Annotated in this window: 15 protein-coding genes; 5 read left to right on the top strand and 10 right to left on the bottom strand. The window is 69.1% G+C overall.

Annotated elements, in window-relative coordinates; translation table 11 throughout:
- Positions 1-61: 61 nt before the first annotated feature.
- A complete protein-coding gene (locus tag ACSZL9_RS00480; RefSeq protein WP_446663491.1) occupies positions 62-1,315 on the top strand; it encodes a hypothetical protein in 1,254 nt (417 codons plus the stop codon).
- Here the strand turns inward: ACSZL9_RS00480 and ACSZL9_RS00475 are convergent.
- Together ACSZL9_RS00475 and ACSZL9_RS00470 are read right to left on the bottom strand one after the other, a co-directional pair.
- Positions 1,280-2,119, bottom strand: a complete 840-nt coding sequence (locus ACSZL9_RS00475; RefSeq protein WP_446663490.1) for a class I SAM-dependent methyltransferase — start codon at positions 2,117-2,119, stop codon at positions 1,280-1,282. The two genes, ACSZL9_RS00480 and ACSZL9_RS00475, sit on opposite strands and share 36 nt — an antisense overlap.
- 176 nt (positions 2,120-2,295) lie before the next feature.
- Positions 2,296-3,603, bottom strand: a complete 1,308-nt coding sequence (locus tag ACSZL9_RS00470) for an ArgE/DapE family deacylase (RefSeq protein ID WP_446663489.1) — start codon at positions 3,601-3,603, stop codon at positions 2,296-2,298.
- Between the two features lie 113 nt (positions 3,604-3,716).
- Here ACSZL9_RS00470 and ACSZL9_RS00465 point away from each other — a divergent pair, with 113 nt between their 5' ends.
- Entirely contained in the window at positions 3,717-4,478 is a 762-nt protein-coding gene (locus ACSZL9_RS00465) for an aminoglycoside adenylyltransferase domain-containing protein (RefSeq protein WP_446663488.1), read from the top strand.
- A gap of 98 nt (positions 4,479-4,576) precedes the next feature.
- Here the strand turns inward: ACSZL9_RS00465 and ACSZL9_RS00460 are convergent, their stop codons facing one another.
- From ACSZL9_RS00460 to ACSZL9_RS00435, 6 genes are all read right to left on the bottom strand, one after another.
- Positions 4,577-5,941 (bottom strand): DUF222 domain-containing protein, encoded by a 1,365-nt coding sequence (locus ACSZL9_RS00460; protein ID WP_446663487.1) that lies wholly within the window; start codon positions 5,939-5,941, stop codon positions 4,577-4,579.
- A 558-nt stretch (positions 5,942-6,499) separates the two neighbouring features.
- Positions 6,500-7,972 carry a hypothetical protein gene (locus ACSZL9_RS00455; protein ID WP_446663486.1) on the bottom strand — a complete coding sequence of 491 codons (1,473 nt, stop codon included), beginning with the start codon at positions 7,970-7,972 and terminating at the stop codon, positions 6,500-6,502.
- Between the two features lie 69 nt (positions 7,973-8,041).
- Positions 8,042-10,072, bottom strand: coding sequence for an acyltransferase family protein (locus ACSZL9_RS00450; protein WP_446663485.1), 2,031 nt, complete (start codon positions 10,070-10,072; stop codon positions 8,042-8,044).
- On the bottom strand, positions 10,069-12,084 hold the full coding sequence (locus ACSZL9_RS00445; RefSeq protein ID WP_446663484.1) for an acyltransferase family protein: 2,016 nt from the start codon (positions 12,082-12,084) through the stop codon (positions 10,069-10,071). Before ACSZL9_RS00445 ends, ACSZL9_RS00450 begins: the two co-directional genes overlap by 4 nt.
- A complete protein-coding gene (locus ACSZL9_RS00440) occupies positions 12,027-13,991 on the bottom strand; it encodes an acyltransferase family protein (protein ID WP_446663483.1) in 1,965 nt (654 codons plus the stop codon). The genes ACSZL9_RS00445 and ACSZL9_RS00440 overlap by 58 nt, the downstream gene beginning before the upstream one ends.
- Positions 13,992-14,112: 121 nt before the next feature.
- The gene (locus tag ACSZL9_RS00435; protein WP_446663482.1) at positions 14,113-15,111 is read right to left on the bottom strand and encodes a sugar phosphate nucleotidyltransferase; all 999 of its coding nucleotides are present in this window, start codon (positions 15,109-15,111) and stop codon (positions 14,113-14,115) included.
- A 73-nt stretch (positions 15,112-15,184) separates the two neighbouring features.
- On the opposite strand from ACSZL9_RS00435, the gene ACSZL9_RS00430 reads away from it, so the two are divergent.
- Positions 15,185-16,852, top strand: a complete 1,668-nt coding sequence (locus ACSZL9_RS00430) for a hypothetical protein (RefSeq protein WP_446663481.1) — start codon at positions 15,185-15,187, stop codon at positions 16,850-16,852.
- A 39-nt stretch (positions 16,853-16,891) separates the two neighbouring features.
- Positions 16,892-17,527 carry a hypothetical protein gene (locus ACSZL9_RS00425; protein WP_446663480.1) on the top strand — a complete coding sequence of 212 codons (636 nt, stop codon included), beginning with the start codon at positions 16,892-16,894 and terminating at the stop codon, positions 17,525-17,527.
- A gap of 118 nt (positions 17,528-17,645) precedes the next feature.
- Here the strand turns inward: ACSZL9_RS00425 and polA are convergent, their stop codons facing one another.
- The gene (polA, locus tag ACSZL9_RS00420) at positions 17,646-20,327 is read right to left on the bottom strand and encodes a DNA polymerase I (protein WP_446663479.1); all 2,682 of its coding nucleotides are present in this window, start codon (positions 20,325-20,327) and stop codon (positions 17,646-17,648) included.
- Between the two features lie 19 nt (positions 20,328-20,346).
- On the opposite strand from polA, the gene ACSZL9_RS00415 reads away from it, so the two are divergent.
- On the top strand, positions 20,347-20,802 hold the full coding sequence (locus ACSZL9_RS00415) for a PaaI family thioesterase (RefSeq protein WP_446663478.1): 456 nt from the start codon (positions 20,347-20,349) through the stop codon (positions 20,800-20,802).
- A 20-nt stretch (positions 20,803-20,822) separates the two neighbouring features.
- Here the strand turns inward: ACSZL9_RS00415 and ACSZL9_RS00410 are convergent, their stop codons facing one another.
- Positions 20,823-21,410 (bottom strand): GNAT family N-acetyltransferase, encoded by a 588-nt coding sequence (locus ACSZL9_RS00410; RefSeq protein WP_446663477.1) that lies wholly within the window; start codon positions 21,408-21,410, stop codon positions 20,823-20,825.
- Between the last annotated feature and the right edge of the window lie 28 nt (positions 21,411-21,438).

Below are 21,438 nucleotides of genomic sequence, written 5' to 3'. Positions count from 1 at the left end.
AGGCCCGATCGGTCGCTGCGCGAGCAACCCAAATACTAACTCGCGGGTAACCTCTGTGGTCGTGACCGCTCGCAACGCACTTCGTGCGCCCTCGTCGAGGACCGCCATGGGCGCGCTCCTCGGAGTCGCCATGGGTATGGCGAACGCGCTCGGCTATCTCGTGGTCATGCTGCTGTCCCGCCCGCTCGGGCCGGGCGAATTCGGCGGTTACACAGCGCTTTCCACGTATGGCGTGCTGCTCGCCATACCGGCCGGTGTCTTCCAGGTGGTGGTCGCACGGCGGCTGTCCGGGGACGACCCGGAAGGCCCGACCAGTGCGTTGCGGCCGGCCCTGGCGATCGGAATGGGCTGCTTCGGGATCACCGCGGTCATCTCCCCCGCGCTCGCCCACTGGTTCCACCTGCCGTCGTTCTGGGCGGCGGTCCTGCTCGGCGGGATGCTCGTGCCGATGATGCTCACCGGCTGCTTCCAGGGCATCCTGCTCGGTCGCGGCCGGTTGCGGGCGCTCGGCCTGCTCTACCTGGCCAACGCGGTCAGCCGGGTGCTCGCCGCTGCGGTGTGCGCCGCGCTCTCGGCCAACGTCACCGGTGTCTTCGCGGCGATGCTGCTCGCCGGGGTCGCGGCCGCTCTCTACGGCGCGTGGTTGTGCCGGTCCGACCTGGCCACACTGCCACGCAATGCCCGCCTCGCCCGCGAGCTGGTGCGCTCCAACAGCACCCTGGCGGCATACGTCGCCCTCACCAACGTCGACATGTTGCTCGCGCGGCACTTCCTGACCCCGCACGACTCCGGCGGTTACGCGCTGGCGTCGACCTTTGCGCGTGCGATGTGCTGGGGCACGCAGTTCGTGGCCCTGATCATCGTGCCGCGCATGCAGGGCGACCGGCCGACCCGCACCCTGCTGCGCGCGAGCGCTGTCGTGACCGGGATCGGGATCGTCGGTTTCGGCGTCGTCGCCGTCTCACCGCGCACCTGGATCACCGTGGCGGGCGGTGCGGACTACGGGGAGTTCGGCTCGCTGGCGTTGTTGTGCGTGGTGCTCGGGGTGGCCTGGGCGCTCGCGCAGGTGTGGTTGTTCTCCGAGATGGGCAGTGACACCAGTCTGCTCGGGTCACTGACCTGGGGCGTCATCGTGGTCGAGGTCGTCGCCATCGCGACCGTGTGGCACGACAGTCCCAAGCAAATCGTGCTCGTCTGCCTGGTAGGGGCGCTCGTCGTGGCGCTGGCCGGCCTGTCGCGGGTGGTGCTGCGACATCAGGCGACGGCGATCGCCGACGAGTCAGTGATCGTCACCGCCGATAGCCCGCGAGCGTGACAGCACGAGGCCGGCGGCCTTCTTGACCGGACCGGGGAAGCGATCGGCGGCCGCCCAGGCGACCTTGTTGACGCGATCCTGCACGGTGGTCTGATAGCGACGCAACGCCTCGTCGGTGCGCGATATGCCACGGCGTCCGGTGGCCGGCCGCCGGAAGACCAGCGCGTGCAGGCCGTTTGCCCAGCGCGGGTCGTCGGCGTGCTGGGCGTCCCAGGTCGCCTCGATCTGCCAGCCCGGGTGGCGCTTGAGGAAGAGCTTGTGCGCCCGCTGCACGACCGGCCAGCTGGCGTCGTCGATCAGCACGAGCGCCTCGTCGGCCAGCAGCGGCTCCACGACGGCAAGGGCCAGGTAGTGCGACAGCAGCGTGTGCTCGCCGTCGTAGAAGTAGACGCCCACCGGCCGGTCGATCACGCCGTCCTCGGCCATCAGCGTGAACGCGTCACCCTCGAGCAGGCGTATGTCGGCACCGCCGCCCCTCGTGCGCAGGTTCTCCTCGAGCTCGGCGCGTGCTTCCTGGCCCGCCATGCCGAACTCCAGGAAGTTCTCCATCGCGTAGAACCTCTTGCGTTCGTTGCCTTGGACGGCAGCAACCAGCGAGCGGCCCTTGAAGGTGCCGACCTCGAGGTATGCCTCGTCGTCCGGCAGCACCGCCGCGGCGAGGTTGAGCACCGCGAGTTCGTTCGCGCCGGTGTAACCCGCGACCTCGTCGGTCATCGCCTGCCACCGCGGGTCGACCGGGTCACTGGTCTGCGGGTCGTCCGCGAAGGCGTCGTCGATGGCGTCGAACACGCGGGATGTCTGCATGAGGGCAGAGACTATCCGGGCCTGAAGATGGTCGAGTAGCAGCGGGGGGAGCGAAGCGGAGGACGCTGCGTATCGAGACCTACTCACCGGTCACTTCTGGACCACCCAAGCTGGTCGAGTAGCGGCCGGAGGAGCGAAGCGGAGGAGGCCGCGTATCGAGACCCGTGCCCCCGCGGTCAACTCGCCGGTCGGGTCCTCTCGCCGCAGGCACGGACAGCAAGCAGCGCAAACACCCGCGCGCAGGCGAATACCTCGGCCAGATCGACCTGTTCGTCCACCGCATGGGCATGCTCGATCCGTCCGGGTCCGTACTGCAGGGTGGGGACGCCGGCGGCGGCATACAACCGCAGATCGGAGCCGTATGGCGCACCGATGACGTCCGGCACGCTGCCCCGGACGCCGCGCACCGCATCGGTGACCTGGCCGAGCAGCGGGTGGCCGCCCGGCAGTCGCCCGGACGCAAACATCCCGCCCGGCCAGCTGATCCGCACCGGATTGTCCCGCAGCCACGGGTCGTGCCGGGTGTGGTCGTGCACCGCCGTCTCGAACGCCGCGCGAGCCGCCGACACGGACTCGCCCGGTCTGACGCCATAGCGACCCTCCGCGACCAGCAGGTCCGGCACGATGCTCGCCCAGTCCCCGGCGTGCACCACACCGACGGACAGCGGCCATGGCAACTCCAGGTGCGCGAATTCGGTTGGTATGTCGGTGTTTCGCGCCTTCTCCAGCGCGCGTAGTCCGGCCAGCACGACCTCGAGTTTGTCGACCGCGCTCACGCCTGCAGTGCGCCGCGATCCGTGCGCTGCCAGACCCGGCACCTCGAGCCGGAAGGTCAGCGAGCCTGCGTTCGCCGGTATGACGGCACCGCCGGTCGGCTCGGGGATCACGCACGCGTCGGCTCGGTGACCCCGACTCAGCGCCGCGAACGCACCGACGCCACCGTCCTCCTCACCACTGACGCAGTGGATCGCCACCGCACGCGTGCGGTGAACACCGGCGCGCTGCAACGCATCCAGCGCGCCGATCATCGCTGCGACACCGCCCTTCATGTCGCACACGCCGCGCCCATGGCCGATGCCGTCGGTGATGCGCAACGTGAACGGGTCGTCGGGCCAGGCCGTCTCGTTGCCGGGCGGCACCACGTCGGTGTGTCCGCAGAATGCGAGAGCCGGTGTGGTTATTGAGTTTTCGGCGCTCGGACGCAACGTCCCGACCACTCCGAGTGCCTGCTCGCGATCGACCTCCATGCCGGGGAAGGCCGAGTCGGTCGCCAGCTGTGCAATGTCGATAGGCCACTCATCGACATACATTCCGAGGCCGCGCAGTCGTTCGGCGCACCAGCGCTGTGCGGCGACCTCGCCGGCGCTGCCTCCGACCGACGGTATGGCGACCAACGCCGACAGGTCGGCCAGGATCGCGTCGTCGTCCACCAGGTCGAGCACGCGACGTTCGTCGTCGGTCAGCTCGTGGGTCAGTTCGGTCACACCGGAAGGCTCTCACCCCAGCACCACCCGCGTCAGGCAATGCCGTTCGGACCGTCTGCCGGGCGACTCAAATGCGTTGACGCACTGCGTCCTCCGTCGCGATGATCCGTGGTGTGCAGCAGGTCCTCGAAGCGTTGATGCAGCACCTCGACCAGCACGCACCCGGCGGGCTGCGTGGTGCCTACCTGACCGGCTCGTGGGCAGCGGGTGGACTGCAACCCGACAGCGACATCGATCTGCTGCTCGTCACGCAGCGATCGCTGACTGCCGGCGAGCGAGCTGACCTGACCGACTTCCTGCTGCGGTTCTCCGGACGCCGGGCGACGGTGACACCGGGTCGACCGCTGGAAGTCACCTCCTTGGTCCTGGAAGACGTTGTCCCCTGGAGGTATCCGCCGGTCTGCGACTTCCTGTATGGCGAGTGGCTGCGCGACGAGTTCACCGGCGGTGCCACCCCGCAGCCGCACACCAACCCGGACATCGCGGTGCTGATCGCCGGCTCTCGACAACACGCTGAATGCCTACGCGGTGCGCACCCGCGCACCATCTTCGAGCCGGTGCCCGCCCACGATCTGCGGCGATGCATCCACGACAGTCTTGAGCCGCTGCTCGCCGATCTGGCCGGCGACGAACGCAACGTCTTGCTGACGCTGGCCAGGATGCTCGTCACTCTGCAGACCGGTGAGATCGTCTCGAAGGACGAGGCAGCGGCGAAGCTGCTGCCGGACCTGCCCGCACCGGATCGGCACACCCTGTCCCTCGCATCGGATGCGTACCTAGGGCACGTTGTCGACGATTGGGACGAGCGTCAGCAGGAAGCTCAACGCACAGCCCGGCACCTCGCCGCACTCATCCGTCAGCAGGCGGTTGACTGATCCCACTGGCTGGGGCACCTCCGGAGACACACCCTTTCGCCGAATGACGGCACCGAGGTGGCCGAGCCTGTTCCCTGAGGTGGCCGAGCCTGTCGAGGTCAAGCTGCGCCGGCGGCGTGGCCGGGCATCCGGTCGGGGGTCAGGTCCCAGTGCACGCCGTCGGGTCGTATGTCGGCCATGTACCCCTTGCGGTGCACCGTCTGATGGTGCCTGCCGCACAACAGTGCCGAACCGGCAAGAGACGTGTGGCCGCCGGCCCACCACGGGACCACGTGGTGCACTTCGCAGAACCCCGGCGGACGATCACACCCGGGGAACGTGCACCCACCATCCCGCAAGATGCACGCGGCCCGGATCGCCTTGGTGGCAAGGCGTTCCCTGCGGCCCACATCCAACGGGGCACTCGGCCCACCCAACACCGCCGGGATCAGGTCCGCGGAGCACGCCAACCTGCGCGCAGCACCGGCATCAAGAGTCTCACCCGTCAGCGTCGTCGCCCCACCAACACCGGCAACCAACGCTTCCAGGTCCATGGTCAGCAACACCGTGGCCGCACTGGCCTGCACACCATCACCGGTCGCGGCCCGGGCACCCGCACCCACCAGGTCCATCAACGCATCCACCCGACGCTTACCCGCAGGCCGCTCATCCCGCACCGGCTCAGAACCAGTCGGGGCCTCGAGACGCTGGTTCGTCGCTTCTCGACCACCTTTCCCGACCTCACCGGTCGGGTCAGTGGGTCGCGCGGGTCGCGGTGCGGACCCCGCGTTGATCGCGTCCTTGAGGATCGCCGCGTTCGCCGGGGACAGCTCCGCCACCAGGCGGGTCATCCCGGTCGGGGTGGTCGACCACGACAACGACTCGGTCCGCTCCAGCTTCTCGTCATCCGTGGACAGTTTCTCCGGCGCGTACCGGGCCAGGATCCGCCGCGTCAACAACGTCAACCCCGCCGCACCCAACGACGGGTCGACCTGCAGGAACCAGCCCAGCACCTCATCCCGCCCCGCCGACGGGATCACCGGCGCCACCTTCCCCGCCTGCGTCAACGCGGTCCGTGCGGACTCCACCGAACACGAACCGGACCGTAACGCGTCGGTGATCACAGTGTTCTTGCGGTCGCGGCACGCATCGGCCACGGTCGCCATCGCCCGCACCGTCTTCGGCTCCACCGGGCAGTCTTCGACGTGATTGCCGAGCCATTGGGTCGTGGTCGCAGCATCGGACTCCGCCACCGCACCCCGATCCACCGCATCCGCGGTCACCAGGGTGACTACTTGCGCGGACCTACCGTGCAACCGCAACAACGCCGTCACCAGGGCGTCCTCGCCGGCGCCGCCGAGCTGGTGCACCGCACCCGGCACCTCATCCAACACAGCCGCTGCTGCTTGCAGGATCTCCAACACTTCCGGGCCACGACCCGGCGCCACGGGGGCATCACAGGGCACTGGCTGATCGACAGGCATGGCGTGAATCCCCTTCCCCCGTATGGCTTTTCGTCTACTCACAGGATACCGCACCACGGCGTCAATGGCCATAGGTTTATCGAACATATTTCGGGGATCTGCAGGGTGGGAGTGATGCCTTCGTGGATGTGGGAGTCCTGGTCTCGATACACCTCCCCCGCTACGCTCCTCCGGCACTCGACCAACGTGGCTGACCTGGTCTCGATACGGGCTCGACCAGTGCCTCGCCATACTCGACCAACACCGGCCACAGCCGACCTGTCGGTCTCGCTACACCTCCCCCGCTACGCTCCTCCGGCACTCGACCAACGTGGCTGACCTGGTCTCGATACGGGCTCGACCAGTGCCTCGCCATACTCGACCATCACCGGCCACAGCCGACCTGTCGGTCTCGCTACACCTCCCCCGCTCCGCTCCTCCGGCACTCGACCACCGTGGCTGACCTGGTCTCGATACACCTCCCCCGCTACGCTCCTCCGGCACTCGACCAACGCGGTTGGCAGGACCACGAGACGCGCCAAGATCCTCGGCCGGCGCGGGTCTCGATCGGTCAGCCGCTCACCGGCTGCCGGCCGGTATGTCGATGAGCGGTGGGCGGTCGTCACGCACGGTGACCTGCACCGCATCCGCCGGAGCGTGCTCGACGCGGCGGAAGTCGCCGTCCTCGGGGCGCGGCCACGGGAAGTCGAAATAGGGCGTGTAACCGTCCACAGTGAGCGAGAGCGTGACCGTCGGGACATAACTGGCCGATGCCAGGAAGCCTTCGGTGTGCAGCACCACGGGACCGCTGCGGACACCGTGGGCGAGCAGCGCTGCGTGCACCTCGTCGGTCGCCGCGCGCGCCCGGTCGGCGTTCCGCGTCTGCGCACTGTTGATCATCAGCTCGGCCGGACCGCCGGGCCCGATCAGCAGCGCCACCACGACGGCGACGCCGCCCCACCCCGCCGGCGGTATGACGCGAGCCCACCGGATCGCGGTGCGCCGGCTGGACCGGACGGCGACCGCGAAACTCATCCCGCCGACCATCATTCCCAGATAGATCAGTCGGCCACCGGCACTGGCGACGACGGACAGCACGACGCCGGCAGCGACCAGCCAGCTCAGCCAGAGCGCAGCCTGCCTGCTGGCCGGCGCGCGCCGCGCGGCGATCGCACACGCCGCCCAACCGCACCCGCCGACCAGCACGATCGCGCCGAGGACGTGCAGCGGCCCTTGCAGTTCGACCCGGACGATCTCCCACAGCTGCGTGGCGTTGTTGGGGCTGATGACGAAGAGTTCGACGATCGGCGGCGCCCAGCACAACACCGCCAGCACCGTCGCGACGATGCCGGGGCGGCGCCATACGGGGTGGTCACGGCCGCGCGACCGCCATCCCGGCAGCGGCCACACCGCTCCACGTGCGCGGTGCCAGCGCAGCAGCCCCACGCCGGCGAGCACGACCAGCAGCGGGAAGAGGTTGGCGACCAGTGCGAGGTTCGCCTGCAGCACCAGACTGGCGACGACGGCAAACCACGGCAGCACGCTGTAGTGGCCCAGCAGCAGACGCCAGCTGAGCGTCAGCAACGTGACGACGCCCAGCACCGGGGGCCACGGATTCCACGGCATCACCAGCGAGGGGCCGATCAGCAGCTCACTGACCACCACCGCAATGACCACCGCAGCCAGGCCGGCACGTCGGCCGGCCATCCACCCGTGCCACAACGCCAGCACGAGCAGCCCGGCCGCCAGCAGCAGTCCCCCGATCACCAGTCCCGCCGGGTGGTAGCCGGCGAGCGCGAACGGCACGGCCAGCAGGTAGAACTGCATCGGGCCGGGGTGGTGCGCCCAGATCCCCGGCCAGGACTCGTTGCTCGTCGATCGCATCCCCTGCAGCGGCGGGTGGGCGCTGAAGACGTCGTGCACCTTGACCGCGATCCAGCCCTCGTCACCCTGCGGGACCCAGCCGTGCAGGACCCAACTCACCGACCAGATGACCAGCGGCAGCACCAGGAGTGCGCCGAGGAGGATCCTCCAGCGGCTCCCCCAATTCACGCGCTCACCTTATGGCAACGGCTGTGCGCCACAGCGCATTTCGGCGGATCTCCGCTGCTGCCACCGGGCTCACTGCGAGACGGAGTCGACCGAGATGCGCGGCCCGAAGCGCTTGCGCAGCTCGGGCTCGAAGTGCCGCCACCATTGCGCCGCACCGGCCTTGCCGAAATGCACCCCGTCGGGGCGCATCGTGACGCCGTCGGTCTGCTTCTGGTACTTCCCGCTCGGGCACAGGTAGCTGCGCATGTCCAGCAGCGTCGTGTTCTCGTGGGTCTTCGCGACCTGCTGCAACACGTCGTTGACGGCGTCCTGACGCCATACCTCGTTCTGGGTCGAGGCCGCCTTCGCATCCTCGTCCTGGTTGACCCCGGGCAACGCGCCGACGCCGCTGGCGCCCTTGCGGTCGTAGCACGGGATGTTGGCGATGGTCACCGGGTAGCGCCCGTGCTGCCCGGCGACGTCGGCGGCCTCGCCATACGCCTTGAGCAGGAAGGCCCGCCAGCGCGCGGTGCCGACCTTGAGCACCGTGCCGTCGACCACCCGGTCGAAGAGCTCCGCGGACCCGGACACGACGACCGACAGACGCGGCTTGGTCTCCTGCACCAGCGCGGCCCAGCGACGTTCCCAGTGCGCACACTGCGGTGCGGGCGCCGTCTTGAACTCCCCCACCTGCAGCTGTTGCGGTATGGCGACGCCGCAGCCCAGCTGCGTGCTGGAGCCGAGGCTGATGGAGCGCTGACCGGTCGGGCGGTACTTCCACAGCGTGAACGCCACGGAGTCGCCGAAGATGTCGACCCTGTCCTGGTCGGCTCGCATCGGCCCGGTGACGGTCGTGACGCTGCCCGGCAACGCAGTGCCGAAGATCGGGTCCTTGGCCGCAGCCGTCGACGCGAAGGCGCACGTCGTGCCGAGGACGAGTGCCAGCCCGGCCGCGATCACCCCGCCGTGCGGCACCAGGCGACGCAGCGCGCCGGCCCGGATCGGGCGCTCGACGAGCCAGTCGAACGCGAACGCCACCGCCACGGTCACCGCCATGCGCACGACCACCAGCGCGACTCCGGACAGGTGGGTGCGTTGCGAGTCGAGGATCAGGAACAGCGGCCAGTGCCAGATGTAGAGGCCGTAGATCCGCTTGCCGACCGCCGTCAGCGGTCGCCACTCCAGCGCGCGCGAGATCCGGCCGCTCCGGCAGGTGGCCAGGTGCCAGCAGACACCCGTCGCGGCCAGACCGGACACCAGGAAGCCGCCGCGGAAGATCCACTCCGTCTGTGCGTCGACGAGCAATGGCACGCCGAACAGCCACACCAGCCCGCCGATCGCGGCGGCCGCCGACCACGTCGAGGACCGCAGCGGTATGCCGAGCAGGACCGGCACGTGCCGGCTCCGCCCGTGGCCACGCCGTGCCCGCAACTCCAGCACGACCGCCAGCGCGCAGCCGACGAGGATCGCCTGCGCCCGGCTGAAGGTGTTGTAGTAGACGCTGGAGGGGTCGACGCCGGGCTGATACTTCAGCGCCATCCACAGCGCCGAAGCACCCGCGAGCACCAGCAGGGCGGCCGTCAGCCCGCGCAGCCGGCCGCGCCGCACGGTCAGCCAGCCGAGCAGCAGCAGCGGCCACACCACGTAGAACTGCTCCTCGATGGACAGGGACCAGGTGTGCAGCAACGGCGAAACCGTCGCTCCCCCTTGGAAATACGACTGCTGGTCGTCGATGAAGTGCCAGTTCGACCAGAAAGTCAGCGACGAGATCATGTCGATCCGGAAGCGATCGAGCGTCGTCGGGTCGGCGAAGAACTTCGCGTATGCCGCCGCCAGCACCACCACTCCGGTCATCGCCGGCAGCAGCCGGCGGGCGCGGCCGCACCAGAAGGTCAACAACGGCACGGTGCCCCAGCGGCCCACCTGCCGCAGCAGCAGGGAGGTGATCAGGTAGCCGCTGACGCCGAAGAACATGTCGATCGCCAGGAATGCGCCGGTCAGCACCGACCAGCCGGCGTGGTAGAGCAACACGATCAGCACGCCGATGCCGCGGAAGCCGTCGATCGCGGGCAGGTAGTGGCTGCTGCGGCGCGACGTCGCGCGCGTGCTGCCGTCACTCATGACTGCTCCTGCAGGACCCGCAGCGCCTGCGGAGCCAGCCACTTCCAGACGACCTTGGAACCCCACGGGGAGAAATGCACCCCGTCGGCATACAGGCTGTGCCCGCCCGGTCGGGTGGGCGAGTCGTCCGACCCGCACACGGCGTTCTTCAGGTCGATCACCGGTGCACCGTGATCCTTGGCCCACGACCGCACCAGGTCGTTCAGTCGCTGCGGGTGCGCGAAGGAGTGCAGGGTCTGCGGCGCGTGCTGCCGCATCGTCTTCAGGAAGACACCGGATGCCGACTTCGGGTCGTAGCAGGGCATCGTCACCATCGCGACCCGTGCACCGGTGCGCTCGGCACCGGTCGCGACGATGTCCAGCTGACGTCGAATCTCCTTGGTGTAGACCGGATCTCCCCATGTGCGAGTCTTGCCCTGCAGCACGTGGGAGAGCTGCAGCAACCGGGACGGGATGATCAGCAGCAGCTCGGTGCCGGTGCCCTCGAGTTGCTGCGGCCACTTCTTCTTGAACGCGACGCAGTCCGGGCGCAGCTGCTCGACGTCACCGTTGCCGGGGTTGCGGTAGGGCGCGTTGAGCAGGTCACAGCCCGAACTCGCCGCGTCGACCACGGTGAGGTTCTTGTAGTCCTTGGCCGGGAAGTACTTGGTCAACCGGTCCGGGACCGAGTCACCGAACAACGCGATCGTCTGCTTGCTGTCCGGCGCCACGTAGTCCGGCTGGCCGCGCACCAGCGCCGGCGCCGGTGCCGCTGGGGTCGGATCCGTAGCTGCCGCAGCGGGATTCCCGTGCACGCCGAATGCGCCGGCGACCAGAACGACCACCACACCGGCGGCCACCGTGCGGGCTCGCAGCGCGCCGCCGATCACGGCCCGCCAGCCGCGATCGTGGATCGGCTGCTCGATCCGCTGGTAGGACAGCGTGGCCACGCCGACACTCAGCGGGAATGCGACCAGGACCCGCTGCCAGACGGGAGCATCGGGCAGCACCTTCGCGATCCACAGCCCGATCGGCCAGTGATAGAGGTAGGCGCCGTAGGAGATCCGGCCCAGCCCGACGAGCGGCCGCCACGCGAGCACCCGCTGCATCGGACCGCCGCGCTCGTCGGCCGTCGCCCAGACCCAGGCGACAGTGGTCAGTGACAGGAAGAACATGCCGCCGCCGGCCATCAGCGGCGTCTGCGGTGTTGCGAAGACCAGCGACAACATCGTCACCGCGAACGCGGCCCAGCCGACGCATTGCACGAGCTTCACCGGCGCGGCATACGGTCGTGCCGACCGGCCGAAGCTCGCTGTCGCGACGCCCAGCGCGGCGCCGAGCAACAGCGACTGCGCGCGGGTGTCGGTGCCGTAGTAGGAGTGCGATCGGGCGAAGTCGCTGCCGACCCCGACATGAGCCATCCAGGCCGCGGACACCACCGCCAGCCCGACCAGCACCGCGATCAACGCGCGACGGGTGCGCAGCACCGCCATCAGGATGAGCACCAGCAACGGCGCGAGCAGGTAGAACTGCTCCTCCACCGACAGCGACCAGGCGTGTTGCAGCACGGACGGCTCGGTGAAGTGGACGAAATACTGATCGCTCTGGGAGATCAGCCGCCAGTTCATGAAGTAGAACATCGTCCCCAGCACGTCCCAGCGCAGCGTCGCTCGCTCGCCCGGCGAGGCGAACGCGAGCGCGTAGACCAACACCCCTGCGAGCAGGACGGCCAGCGCCGGCAGCAGACGCCGGGCGCGCCGGGCATAGAACGCCAGGAAGTCGATCCGTCCGGTCCGGGCGCGTTCCTGCACGATCAACCGGACGATCAGGAAGCCGGACAACACGAAGAAGACGTTCAGGACCAGCCACGACCCGGCGAGCTGGGTGACGCCGAAGTGGTAGCACAACAGGAAGATCGCCAGGATGCCCCGCATCCCGTCGAGCGCATCCAGCCGACGGATCGAGGACGCGTGCTTCACTGCTTGGCCTTCGGCGTGTCCGGCACCCATTTCGCGATCTGCGGCATCAGCCACTTCCAGAAGGCTCTCGCCCCGGCCTTGGTGTAGTGCACGCCGTCGTCACGCAGCTTGACCCCGTCCACCTTCTCGGTGAATTTGCCGTCCGGACAGACCAATTCGCCCGGATCGACCAGGTGCACCTGCTTGGCATGTTTCGCCGCGAACTTGTGCAGGATCTTGTTGACCGCGGCGGCGCGCTTCGGGTCGTTGCGGTCGGTCGCCATGTTGACGCCACCCACCATGTATTTCGGCTGGCCCAGGCACGGCACCGTCGGTATGACGACCGGGCCATGCTTGCCCGCCTTGTTCATCGCGGCCAGGCCGGTGTCCATCCGGGACAGCAGATATTTGCTGTATGCCGCCGTGCCGACCTTGAGGTTCTTGCCGTCGACGTAGTGGTCGTAGACCTCCCACGGACCCAGCGACCACACGATGACGTTCGGCTTGGTGCTGCCGACACCGTCGGCCCAGTGCGCGAAGACGTTGGCGCACTCGGACTCGGTGGGTTGCCGCTTGCCGGAGACGATGATGCTCTGCTCGGCGGTGCCGCAGCCGAAGTCGACCGCGGCCGTCGGGCGCACGTCGGGGAATGCGTCCTTCGGGAAGTTGTAGCCGAGGGAGAATCCGACGGAGTCGCCGATGATCAGCAGCGAGTAGCGGCCCGAGCCACCGGACACCGTCACACCCTCGCCCGCGCGTGCCGTCGGTGCGAGGCGCATCCCGTTGACCGACACCGCGATCACCACCGCGGTCGCCGCGACGGCCGCGAGCGGCACCACCGCCGCGACCTTGCGACCGAGCTTGCGCAGTGCACCCTTGCGGATCGGGTCCTCGACCAGATAGAAGGATGCGCTGGCGATGGCGAAGGTGAGCGCGAATCGCAGCAACTGCAACGGTATGCCGGACAGGTGGGTCCGCTCCGGGGTGAGCAGCACGAAGAGCGGGTAGTGCCACAGGTAGAGCCCGTAGGACATCATCCCGGTCCAGGCAAGCGGCCGCCAGGACAGCAGCTTGGCCACCGAGCTGCCGGGCAGCACCTCGACCGAGAAGATCAGCACCGCGAACATCGTGTCGAAGACGAGGTAGCCGCCGTAGAAGACCCAGCCGTGTGCCGGGATCCAGAAGAACCAGTAGAGCGTCAGCGCAGCGACCAGCCAGCCGACGCCGATCACCGCGGGCCGGTTGCGCTCGGCCCACGCCGCCAGGCGACGCCGGTCCAGCATCGACATACCGACGGCGAGCGCTGCTCCGACCAGGATGTCCTGCATCCGGCTGTCGGTGCCGTAGTAGACCCGCGACGGGTCGCCGCCGGGCACGTAGACCTGTGCCATCACGATCGCGGACAACGCCGCGAGCACGCACATCACCGCCAGGATCCGGCCGCGAGCGCGCCGCCCGAACGCCCCGCGCCCCACGAATACGCGGAAGAGCACGATCAGCAGGATCGGGAAGAGCAGGTAGTACTGCTCCTCGATGCCCAGCGTCCAGGCGTGCTTGAAGGGCGACTGCGCGGCGGTCCCGAACTGCTCGAAGTAGGACTGCCCGGTCAGCACCATCCGCCAGTTCGCGACGTAGAACAGCGCCGCGAGACCGTCACCCCGGATCGTGCTGGGTGTCTCGTCACCGAGGACGCGCGGCCAGACCGACGACACCACGATCAGCATGATCAGCAGTGCCGGCAACAACCGCCGGGCACGTCGCACGTAGAAGCCGATGAGGTCGATCGAGCCCCACTTGTCCAGCTCCTTCAGCAGCAGCCCGGTGATCAGGTAGCCGGACACGATGAAGAAGACGTTCACCGACCAGTAGCCGCCGGTCACCCACTGGTAGGGGACGTGGAAGAGCATGATCGTCAGCACCGAGACGGCTCGCATGCCATCGAGTGCCGGGCGGTATCCACCGCCGGTGGGTCGTGGGCTCATCACGTCTTCGCGGGTGCTGGGGGTTGGGACGTCGCGCAAGCATACTTACCGGAGATGCACGTCACATCCGGGTCTTACTCACCGGTAAGTTCGCCACTCGGTCAGGCCGTCAGCACTGCCGTCAACCACGGCTGTCACTCGCGATGCTGTCCGTCAGCACCGTGCCCGGTGCCACGCTCGCGCCCTCGGCCACCACGCACCGGACGAGGTGAGCACCGGCCCCGACCCGGGCACCGGGCAGCACGACGGTCCCGGCCAGCTGTGCGCGGGCCCCAACGACGGCACCGGCATGGACACTGCACCCGCCGGTGAGCCGCGCCGCCGGGTCGACGTGCGCGCCGACCGCGACATACGCCTCGCCACCGGATCCGATGTCCAGCGCACCCGGCAACACACCGGTCACCGCGTCGACACTCGCCAGCCGGTATGCCGTCGGGCTGCCCACGTCACGGAAGTAGCCGTCGGCGGTCCGGGCGAGGACCGGCACACCGTCCGCGAGCAGCGCCGGCAGCAGGTCTCGCTCCCACGAGGAGCGGCCGGTCGGCAGGCCGCGGAGCAGGTCCGCGTCCGCGACATATGTGCCGGCGTTTGCGAGCCCCGGCCCACTGCCGGACTTCTCGGCGAACCCGGTCACGCGCATGCCGGCGCCGCAGCTGACCTGGCCGTATGGCGCCACGTCCGGCACCTCGCGCACGTGCAGCACCAGCCGCGCACGGTCGTCCGAAGGGTTCGTCCTGCCCGCCCCGTCCAGCGCAACCAGCTGCGCAGCCAGGTCGTGACTGGACAGCAGATCACCGTTGAGCACGACGACTCGGTCGACATCGGGCAGCAGCTCGACCGACGCACGCAACGCGCCTCCAGTGCCGAGTGGCTCGTCCTCGACACAGTGCTGCAGTCGCACACCCCACGGCCTCCCGTCGCCGAGGACCGCGTGGAAGCGGTCCGCCAGGTAGCCGGTGGAGACCACGATGTCGCGCACGCCGGCGGCGGCGAGCCGGCGCAGCTGATAACCGATCAGCGGCTCGGCAGCCAGCGGCAGCAACGGTTTCGGGCAGTCATCGGTCAGCGGGCGCATCCGGGTGCCCGCTCCCCCGGCCAGCACGATCGCTCCGACTGTCACGTCGGCATTATGACCGACCGGACTCGCGGGTAACCTGCGACGGCACGCCCGACCACGACCCCCGAGGTGACCGATGACCGGAACCGTCCTGCGACGGCTGCGGTCCGCAGCGTGTCATCCGGTCACCTGGCTGATCCTGATCGTCCTCGTGCCGATCGCCGTGGCCTACGTGCGTGCGGTCGCGCACGGGTGGGCGCCGGAGGGCGACGACGCCGTCATCGCCGATCGGATGCGCGCGGTCTTCAGTGGTCGTCCCCCACTGATGGGCCAGCGCTCGACCAGCATCCTCACCGAGGGCGCGAACGTGCCCACGCACCATCTCGGCCCGTTGGAGTACTACTTCGCCGCGCCGGTCGCCGCACTGCTGGGTTTCTCCGGAGCCGGCATCCTGCTCTCGGTCGCAGTCGGCAACGCGATCGCGGCCGCCGGGTCGATCATCGTCGCGTTCCGGATGCGCGCGTGGCGGACCGCCGTCCCCGTCGCACTTGCCGTGCTCGTCCTGGAGTGGTCACTCGGCCCGGAGCAGCTCGTCCGCCCGCTCAATGTGTATGTCGCCACGCTGCCGATGCTGCTGGTGCTGGTGTGCGCGTGGGCGCTGATCGACGGCGACCTGAGCGTGCTGTGGGTCTATGCGGTGGCGGCGTCGTTCGTCGCGCAGGCCAACCTCGCCTTCGTGCCCTTCGTGGTCGGCCTGACGGTTGCACTGCTCGTCCTGGCCGGCGTTCGGCGACTGCGGCGGCTGCGGATGTGGCGCGGCAGCACCGAGCGCCTGCACCGGATCTGGAAGATCACCGCAGCGTTGCTCTTCGCGGTCTGGCTGCCGACCCTGCTGGAGTTGCTGATCTATCAGCCGAACAACCTGCAGCAGCTGATCAAATACAGCAACGAGTCCGCAGATGTCGGCGCGTCCTGGCCGCATGCGCTGGCCTACACCCTGGATCGCCTGTCGCCGTTGGGTTTCGGCCGGTTCCACAACACCTACCGACCGGACGAGACCGGCCTCACCGTCGTCACCGGTGCACTCGGCGCGCTGCTGCTCGCACTGGGCGCGCTGGCCGGCACCCGCCGGCCGCGGACCGCCGGGAGTTTCGCGTGCGGGCTCGCGCTGGTCGCCATACCCATCGAGGCCTGGGGACTGACCTACATGGCCGGGTTCACCGTCGGCTACTGGCTGCTGCCGACGCTGGTGATCGCCGTCTTCGGGCTCGCGGCGCTGGCGGTGCGGGCCACCGAGCTGGTGCCCCGCGATCGGGTCGTGGCGCTCGCCCGTCGCACCCCGGCCGTATGGCGGGCCGTGATCGCCGTCCCCGTCGCGGCCGCGCTCGTGGTGCTCGCGTCGGTCACGGCCGCGTCGCCCTCCTGGGCCGCCGAGGACGCCGCTCGGCACGCGTCGTCGGTGGTGACGGCATACCTCGATGAGCACGCGCAACCGTCCGCGCCGGTCCTGGTGCAAGGCAGTGGTGCCCACTCGCTCAGCGTCGATTCGGCGATCGGATTCCAGTTGGAACGCAAGGGTTTCGACGCCTACTACATGCTGTCCTGGCCGGTCCCGGAGGACACCGACCCGTGGCACGTCGACCGCGCTCCGCCGACCCGAGTCAGCGTGCAGATCGCCGAGCGCACCGACGGCGGCAAGTGGTCCAAGCGTCGCCCGAAGGGCTGGACGACGCTCGATCTGGGACGCGTCGGATCGACCGAGCTGCGTGCTTGGGTGAACATTCCGGAGGTTATGGCGCGGTGACCGGCATGCCTCGACCGACTGATGAGTAACATGCCGGTCATGCCCGAAGACCTCGAGACACGCACGGTGATGACCCCACGCACCGGCACCAAGATCTGCATCCTCATCGGACTCGCGTTCATCGTCGCGGCCGCCTACTTCTACTTCGTCCCGGTCACGGGGGTTCGTGCCAGCACCGGCTCGGTCTTCGGGTGCGGCACAGCCGCCAACCCGGCGGACAGCACCTTCGCCAAGGGCACCTGCTGGCGGATCACCGACGTGGAGAAATACCGAGCCTTCGCCTGCGTCGCCATCGGCGTCATCACGATCGTCCTCGGCGCGGTGATGTTCGGCGTCGACCGCCGCACCGAGTCCCGCCCCGCGCGCCACACCGACGGCTACGCCGACGACCGACGCCGCTGGGACGACGAGCCGCGACGCCGTCGGGCGCACGATGACCGGGACGAGCTCGATGACCGGGGCGACCGACCGGACTACGACGACCGCGACCGCGATGGCCGGGGCGACCGCGAGGAGCCAGCACGCCCGGACACCGACCGTGCCCCTGACCGTGGCCGGGAGCGCACTCCCTGGGACGCGCGTGACCGTGGTGACCGCAGCGACTGGGGAGACCGCGGACCCCAAGAGGACTCCCGTCGCGAGCGCCGCACGCGACGCGACTGGGACGTCGACTGAACCTGGCCGACGACAACCTTCGACAGTCGAAGGTTAGGGCGCTGTATGCCGCCCCCAGGGCGACTCAACCTTCGACGGTCAAGGGTTAGGGCGGGTACGGCAGCGGCGAGACAGCCGGTCAGTGCGCGGCGGCATGCCAGGAGCGACCGACGCCGATGCTGACATCGAGCGGCACGTCCAGCTCGATGGCGGCGCCCATCTCCTGACGCACCAGTTGCTCGACCTGCTCGCGCTCCCCCGGCGCGATCTCCAGCACGAGCTCGTCGTGCACCTGCAGCAGGATCCGTGACTTCACCTTCGCCTCGACGAGTGCGTCCTGCAGGTGCAGCATCGCCAGCTTGATGACGTCGGCGGCCGAGCCCTGGATGGGCGCGTTGAGCGCCATGCGTTCGGCAGCCTGCCGGCGCTGCCGGTTGTCGGAGGTCAGGTCGGGCAGGTAGCGCCGACGTCCCAGCATCGTCTCGGTGTAGCCGGTCTTGCGGGCCACGTCGACGATCTCCCGCAGGTAGTCGCGCACCCCACCGAAGCGCGAGAAGTATTCCTCCATCAGCGAATTGGCCTCGCCGGTGCTGATCGTCAGCTGCTTGGACAGGCCGTAGGCCGACAGGCCGTAGGCGAGTCCGTAGGACATCGCCTTGACCTTGGCCCGCATCTCCGCCGACACGTCGGCCGGCTCGACACCGAAGACCCGCGAGCCGACGAAGCGGTGCAGGTCCTCGCCGCTGCGGAACGCCTCGATCAACCCTTCGTCACCGGACAGGTGCGCCATGATGCGCAGCTCGATCTGGCTGTAGTCGGCCGACATGAGCGACTCATAACCGTCGCCCACGACGAACGCCTCGCGGATGCGGCGGCCCTCCTCGGTGCGGATCGGGATGTTCTGCAGGTTGGGGTCGGTCGACGAGAGCCGGCCGGTGGCCGCGATCGTCTGCTGGTAGGTCGTGTGGATCCGGCCGTCGTCGGCGATCGACTTGGTCAGTCCCTCGACGGTCACCCTCAGCCGCGCCGAGTCCCGGTGGCGCAGCAGGGCTTCCAGGAACGGGTGCTCAGTCTTGGCGTAGAGGTCGTTGAGCGCGTCGGCGTCGGTGGTGTAACCGGTCTTGGTGCGCTTGGTCTTGGGCATGTCGAGCTTGTCGAAGAGCAGGACCTGCAGCTGCTTGGGAGAGCCGAGGTTGATCCGCTCACCGCCGGCAGCTTCGTAGGCGTCCTCCGCCGCACGCTCGAGCGCGCCCGCGTAGTCGGCCTCCAACCGGTCGAGCAGGTCCGGGTCGACGTGGATGCCGACCCGCTCCATCTGCGCCAGCAACTCTACGAGCGGCAACTCCATGTCGGCCAGCAGGTCGGTGCCGCCGGTCTCGGCCACCTGCTCGTCGAGAGCGGCCGACAGGTCGAGCACGGCACGTGCCTGCACCATCGCCTCCTCGCCCTGGTGGTCGTGCCCGTCCAGGTCGAGCATTCCCTGCGCTGGGTCGTCCTGCTCAGGCCGCAGCTCGCGACGCAGGAAGCGCAGCACGAGGTCGGCCAGGTCATAGGCCCGCTGGTCGGGTCGCACGAGGTATGCCGCCAATGCCGTGTCGCTCACCAGCCCGGCGAGCGGCAGGCCTGCGGCATACAGCGCTTGCAGCGGGCCCTTCGCGTCGTGCAGGACCTTCGGGCGCTGTGGGTCGGCCAGCCACTCGCGCACGGCCTTCTCGCTCTCGGGGGTCAGCTCGGTGACGTCGAAGTATGCCGCCGTGCCGTCGTCCTCGCCGCCCACCGCGACCGCGAGCGCGCGGACGTCGCCCGTGCCGCGTGACCAGTCGCCGATGACGTGCAGTCCGGCGCGATCCTTCGACGTCAAGTTGTTGTTGACCCAGTCGGCAACCTCATCCGGCGCGAGCACCGAACCCTCGACCTCGACTGCACCTTCAGCTTCCTCGCCGCCGGCTTCGATGCTGGCGAAGAGCCGCTCACGCAGCACCCGGAACTCCAGGCCGTCGAAGACCTGGTGGACCTGGTCGCGGTCCCACACCTGCCGCTCCAGCTCGTCCGGCGTCACACCGATCGCGACGTCCCGCACCAGCTGGTTGAGCCGGCGATTGCGCAGCACACCGTCGAGGTGCTCGCGCAGCGAGTCACCGACCTTGCCCTTGATCTCACCGACGTGGTCGACGATGCCGGGCAGGTCGCCATACAGCCCCAACCACTTGGCCGCGGTCTTGGCGCCCACACCGGGCACACCGGGCAGGTTGTCGGCCTTCTCCCCCACCAATGCGGCGAGGTCGGGGTAGCGCTCGGGCCGGACGAGGTAGCGCTCCTCGACCTTGTCCGGTGTCATCCGCCACAGGTCGGAGACGCCACGCGCGGGGTAGAGGACGGTGACCTTGTCGGTCACCAGCTGCATCGCGTCGCGGTCACCGGAGACGATCAGCACCTCGTCGAAGCCCGCGTCCTCGGCCTGCGTGGCGAGGGTCGCGATGAGGTCGTCGGCCTCCCAGCCGGACATCTCGATGTAGCGGATCTTGAGGGCGTCGAGGATCTCGTGGACCAGGGACACCTGCCCCTTGAACTCGTCGGGGGTCTTGGCGCGGCCGGCCTTGTACTCGGCATATTCCTCGGCCCGGAACGTCTGCCGGGACACGTCGAAGCAGACGCCGACGTGGGTCGGCTCCTCGTCGCGCAGCACGTTGATCAGCATCGAGGTGAAGCCGTAGACGGCGTTGGTCGGCTGGCCCGTGGTCGTCGAGAAGTTCTCGACGGGCAGCGCGTAGAAGGCGCGGTAGGCGAGCGAATGACCGTCGAGGAGCAGGAGGCGTTTCACGCATGCGAGTCTATGGGCCATGACCGACACCACTGCGCAGTCCCCCGAGCCCACTTCCGACGCCGAGCTGGTCCGGCTCTTCAACCAGATCAACCGCGGCACGCTCGGCGAGAAGATGGGCATCCGGATCGTCGAGGCGAGCGCAGAGCGCATCGTCGCGACCATGCCCGTCGAGGGCAACAACCAGCCCTACGGGCTGCTGCACGGCGGCGCGAGCGTGGTGTTGGCCGAGACGTTGGGCTCGATCGGTGCGGCGCTGCACGCGGGCGAAGGCCGCATCGCGGTCGGCCTCGACATCAACGCCACCCATCACCGCGGCGCACGCTCCGGTCTGGTCACCGGCACGGCGACACCGTTGTCGTTGGGGCGCACCCTCGCGTCATACGAAGTGGTTATCTCCGACGACCAGGGCAAGCGGCTGTGTACCAGCCGGATCACCTGCCTGCTGCGCGACGCCGCTCCGAAAGCGCAGTAATCCCGAAAGCTGCTCCCCCGTCACTCGGCGGGGGTCAGCACCTCGTGCCGTGCCCGGGAGCGGGCCGCTCGCATCGACCGGCGCTGCCGCACGGCCTCACTGACCGTCGGCAGGCCGTGGTGTCCGGTGAGCCGGCGTCGCAACGCGGCCGGACTCGTGCTGCGCTCGGTGACCACGGAGGAGAAGCCGAGGCGGGCGAAGAAGCGGTTGGCGTCACGGCTGGCGGACGGGACGCAGGAGACGATCTCGGGGGCACCGATGTGCTCGGCGTATGACGCCACGGCCTTGAGCAACGCACCGGCGACACCGCGCTGGCGCCGTCCGGGCTTGACCCACAGCACGTCGACCCACACCGCGGGGACCTCCTGCAGCGCGGACACCGGGCCGGACATCACCACGGTGTAACCGACCGGGTCCTCGTCGATCGTCGCGACATAGATGCGCACGTCCGGGCGCGCACAGGCTCGCGTCAGCCGGCCTTCGCGCAGGGCGCGTTCGACGTGATCGGCGCCGTGCCCCTCGGAAGCCTTCGACAGACGCCACAGCGCGACGAGTGCTGCCTCGTCACCGGACGTCATACGTGCGACCTGCACCGCTGACCTTGCCACTTGTTGAACCTCCGCCGAATGACCCCGA

It is taken from the genome of Flexivirga sp. B27 (assembly GCF_052905685.1).
This window is presented reverse-complemented; position numbering and strand designations above follow the sequence as displayed.

Excerpts from the sequence above, each read along its gene's own strand:
- ACSZL9_RS00425 (WP_446663480.1), top strand. The coding sequence starts at position 16,892 with ATGCCCGAAGACCTCGAGACACGCACGGTGATGACCCCACGCACCGGC.
- ACSZL9_RS00475 (WP_446663490.1), bottom strand. The coding sequence starts at position 2,119 with ATGCAGACATCCCGCGTGTTCGACGCCATCGACGACGCCTTCGCGGAC.
- ACSZL9_RS00450 (WP_446663485.1), bottom strand. The coding sequence starts at position 10,072 with ATGAGTGACGGCAGCACGCGCGCGACGTCGCGCCGCAGCAGCCACTAC.
- ACSZL9_RS00430 (WP_446663481.1), top strand. The coding sequence starts at position 15,185 with ATGACCGGAACCGTCCTGCGACGGCTGCGGTCCGCAGCGTGTCATCCG.
- ACSZL9_RS00460 (WP_446663487.1), bottom strand. The coding sequence starts at position 5,941 with ATGCCTGTCGATCAGCCAGTGCCCTGTGATGCCCCCGTGGCGCCGGGT.
- ACSZL9_RS00415 (WP_446663478.1), top strand. The coding sequence starts at position 20,347 with ATGACCGACACCACTGCGCAGTCCCCCGAGCCCACTTCCGACGCCGAG.
- ACSZL9_RS00440 (WP_446663483.1), bottom strand. The coding sequence starts at position 13,991 with ATGAGCCCACGACCCACCGGCGGTGGATACCGCCCGGCACTCGATGGC.